The 3,887-nt window shown below is 69.2% G+C and carries 3 protein-coding genes; all 3 read left to right on the top strand.

Translation table 11 applies throughout. The features are described from left to right. Nucleotides 1-273 precede the first annotated feature (273 nt). Genes Q0817_RS19765 through Q0817_RS19755 form a run of 3 tightly spaced genes read left to right on the top strand, consistent with a single transcriptional unit; the run spans nt 274 to nt 3,299 of the window. Nucleotides 274-906: a recombinase family protein gene (locus Q0817_RS19765; protein WP_298592121.1), complete on the top strand. Its 633-nt coding sequence runs from the start codon at nt 274-276 to the stop codon at nt 904-906. Between the two features lie 13 nt (nt 907-919). Further along, entirely contained in the window at nt 920-2,389 is a 1,470-nt protein-coding gene (locus tag Q0817_RS19760) for a Mu transposase C-terminal domain-containing protein (protein ID WP_298592124.1), read from the top strand. A 19-nt stretch (nt 2,390-2,408) separates the two neighbouring features. Next, nucleotides 2,409-3,299 carry an AAA family ATPase gene (locus Q0817_RS19755; RefSeq protein ID WP_298592118.1) on the top strand — a complete coding sequence of 297 codons (891 nt, stop codon included), beginning with the start codon at nt 2,409-2,411 and terminating at the stop codon, nt 3,297-3,299. Nucleotides 3,300-3,887 lie beyond the last annotated feature (588 nt).

Genomic DNA, 3,887 nt, shown 5'->3' with positions numbered 1-3,887 from the left:
GTGTGAACCGCAACGATAAGTGGCGGCGTTCTGACGGAGCTAAATGGCGGCATCGAGGTCTTGTCTCCCGATCGGATTCGTCGGATCAGCCGAACTCGAGGTGATCGACATGTTGATCGCTCCTGGGCGACCGTCCCACTTCCTAGGAAGTGGGACGGCCCGCGTGGAGACCCTTGCCCGATGTGCACGATCGGTGATTCCAGTACCAGAACTTGGACCAAAAGTACTGAACCATTTAGGTCGTACGGAACCGACTAACGGTACGGTGGACCCATGGAATTGGGCTACGCGCGGGTCTCGACGGCCAAACAAGACCTCGACCGGCAGATCGATGCCCTCCGACAGGTCGGCATCGCCCCGGAGCGGATCTATGTGGACAAGAAGTCCGGGGCCACCACGGAGCGCCCTGGTCTGACCGCGGCCCTGGCCTATGCCCGGGAGGGTGATGTGATCGTGGTGCACACCCTGGACCGGCTCGGGCGCACCGTGCGCGACACCCTGAACCTGATCCACGACCTCGCCGAGCGTGGAGTGGGGGTGCGGAACCTGGCGGATCCGATCAAGGTGGACTCCACCAACCCGAACGATCCGATGGCGCAGCTGGCGGTGGTGCTGCTGGCGCTGTTCGGGCAGATGGAACGCACCTACACCCTGGAGCGCGCCGCTCACGCGAGGTCGGTGGCCACGGCCAAGGGCCGGCGGATCGGGCGGCCTACGGTGGTGGACCCGGACAAGCTGGCCTACGCCGCGCACCTGCGCGAGTCCGGGCACACGATGGCCGAGATCGTGGCGAAGACTGGGATCACCCGCACCAGTCTCTACCGCCACCTCCCGCCCCGGCCCCCGGAGCCGGTGACGGCCGGACCGGTCACCGCCGCCGATCCCGAGCCCGGTCGGGCGGACTGACCCTCGTGGGGTGATGGTGGTGGTGCAGCTGAGTCCGCAGGAGAAAGCGGCACTGTTGCGCCAGCACCTCGACGACGGGGTGCCGCTGACCCGGCTCGCCGCCCACGCCCAGGTCTCGGTCCGCACCCTGCAGCGCTGGGCCGCCGAGTACCGGGCGGACTCCTCGGCGGCCGGGCTGCAACGCCAGGTCCGCAGCGACCGCGGCCATCGCCGGCTGCCGGAGGAGCTGATCGCGGTGATCGAGGCCCTGGCGCTGCGCCGGCCGGCACCGACGACCACGTTCGTCCACCGCCGGGTGTGCGACCTGGCCCCGGAGCGCGGCTGGGCGCCCCCGAGCTACTCGAGCGTGCGTAGCGTGATCGCCGCCATCGACCCCGGCCTGCGCACCCTGGCCCTGGAAGGTGACACCGCCTACCGGGACCGATACGAACTGGTGCACCGGCGGACGACGGTGAGGCCCAATGAGCAGTGGCAGGCCGACCACACCCTGCTCGATCTCCAGATCCTCGACCACCGGGGGAACCCGGTGCGGCCGTGGCTAAGCGTGATCCTCGATGACTACTCCCGCGCGATCGCCGGCTACACCGTCTTCACCGGCGCCCCGAATGCCGAGCAGACCGCCCTGGCCCTGCACCAGGCCGTGCGGGCCAAGACCGACCCACGGTGGCCGGTCCAGGGGCTGCCCGAGGTGCTCTACAGCGACCACGGGGCCGACTTCACCAGCACCCGGCTCGAGCGGGTCTGCCTGGACACCCACATCCGGCTCATCCACTCCCGCGTCGGGATCCCGCAAGGCAGGGGCAAGATCGAACGCTTCTACGGCACGATCACCACCGAGGTGCTCCCGCACCTGCCCGGACACATCCCGCACGGCACCGGCGGCACCCCCACCTCACCACCCGCCCTGAGCCTGGAGCAGCTCGACGCGGTGGTCCAGCGCTACCTGATCGAGGACTACCACGCCCGGGTGCACTCCCAGACCGGCCAGACCCCGGCCGCCCGCTGGATCGGGGCCGGGTGGATCCCGCGCACCCCGGCACGGGACGAGGACCTCGACTTGTTGCTGCTCACCGCCGCGACCACCCGCATCGTCCAGCGCGACGGCATCCGCTTTCAAGGCACCCGCTACATCTGCCCGGTGCTGGCCGCCTACGTCTCCGAGACCGTGACCATCCGCTACGACCCCCGCGACGCCGGCGAGGTGCGCGTCTACCACCAGGACACCTACCTGTGCCGGGCGATCGCCCCCGAACTGGCCACCGAGACCATCACCCTCCAGCAGCTGCAACAGGCCCGGGGCGCCCGACGCGCCGCGCTCAAGCAGCAGCTGCGGGCCCGGCGCAGCCTCGCCGACGCCCTGCCAGCCGACGACCGCTGGGCACCACCACCCGCCCCGGCGCCGGGCCCGGCGGCGGACCCGGCGGCGGACCTGCCGGAGGATGAGGCACCCCGACACCGGTTGCGGACCTATGCCACCGAATGACCCCTACCCCGAGGCAAGCATGCTCCGAGAGGGCGACGACGGCCGGCGCTTCCTCTCCGGCACGTTCGGGGAGATCAACGGGCTCACCTCACCCCCGCCCCCGGGCGCGCCCGCGTTCCTGCCCACCCGGGAGCACCGCCGCTTCACCGAGTTCGCCGACACCGTCCGCGCCCACCGCTACATCGGCCTGTGCTGGGGCCCACCCGGGGTCGGGAAGACGCTTTCGGCCCGGCACTACGCCGGGGCCCCGCAATGGGAGCAGTGGCAACGAGACCTGGGCGAGGACCGCGAGCCCGGGCCCATCCCCGAACGGGTCCTGCAGGCCCGCACCGCACTGTGGACCCCGACCGTCACCGCCAGCCCCCGACAGGTCGACCAAGCCCTGCCCCGGGCCTGCCAGCAGATCTCCTACGCCATCGACTACCACCACCACGGCCGCGTCGACCCGTTCGTGCACCCTGAATCCCGCTCCTCCGGGCTCACCGAGCTGCTCATCATCGACGAAGCCGACCGGCTCAAGACCACCGGACTGGAACAGGTCCGCGACTACTACGACCGCCACACCCTCGGAGTGATCCTCATCGGGATGCCCGGCATCGACAAACGCCTGGGACGCTACCCCCAGCTCTACAGCCGTGTGGGCTTCGCCCACGAATACCGCCCCCTCACACCCGAAGAGCTCACCGCCGTCCTGACCCGTCGCTGGCACACCGATGGGCTGGCCGGCGAGGACGACGAGTTCACCCGCACGGTCGCAATCGCCACCATCGCCCGGATCACCGGCGGCAACTTCCGCCTCGTCGACCGCCTCCTCACCCAGATCCAACGCATCCTGGAAATCAACCACCTGGCCACCGTCACCCCCGAAGTCGTCGAAGCCGCCCGCGACGCACTCCTCATCGGCCACTGAGCATCGGAGTGGACCACTAACGCAGCCTGCCCAGCAAGACTCCCTGTTGCCCACTGCGCACCATTCCTCTCGGTCACGTCCCATCGGTACGGCTCCGACGTTGCAGTGGAAGTTTCCTATCGCCAAGCCCTTTGCCGTTCTACCCTGAAGGCACGCGATGACGAAGGAGTCCGCCATGTTGCCCCTGCTTCCCTCCGCCACGACAGCGACCGCTTCCTCCAGCTGGGTCTTTCTGACGGTGATCGCCGTCCTCGCCCTGTTGTGCATTGCCGTCCTGGTCATCGGCCGACGCCGCCACCGAAACTCTGGTGCCGACAACTCGGGGCCCCGTGATCGCAGTGTTGCTCCGGAGACTCACTCGGTCGGACTGTGGGGCGCCGGCGGAGGAGCAGGCGCCGGAGACATGGGCTGAAGCCCGGCGCAGCAAGCCATCCCACCTGACATGAAGAACGTGGAACGGCCACCGAGACAGGCCAGACCATTAATCACTTCGAACCAGGCTGACCAGCTGGCCCGAGACTGACTGCCCCGCCCCAAAGCGGTCATTTAGCTCTGTCAGAACACCGCCAGTTATCACTGCGGTTCACA

The sequence above is a fragment of the uncultured Kocuria sp. genome (assembly GCF_947500125.1).
Lineage (GTDB): Bacteria > Actinomycetota > Actinomycetes > Actinomycetales > Micrococcaceae > Kocuria.
Note: the sequence above shows the minus strand (reverse complement) of the source record. Positions and strands in the feature narration are given on the sequence as shown.

Bases quoted from the DNA above. Each gene is read 5' to 3' on its own strand.
- Q0817_RS19755 (WP_298592118.1), top strand. From the start codon at position 2,409: ATGCTCCGAGAGGGCGACGACGGCCGGCGCTTCCTCTCCGGCACGTTC.
- Q0817_RS19765 (WP_298592121.1), top strand. From the start codon at position 274: ATGGAATTGGGCTACGCGCGGGTCTCGACGGCCAAACAAGACCTCGAC.
- Q0817_RS19760 (WP_298592124.1), top strand. From the start codon at position 920: ATGGTGGTGGTGCAGCTGAGTCCGCAGGAGAAAGCGGCACTGTTGCGC.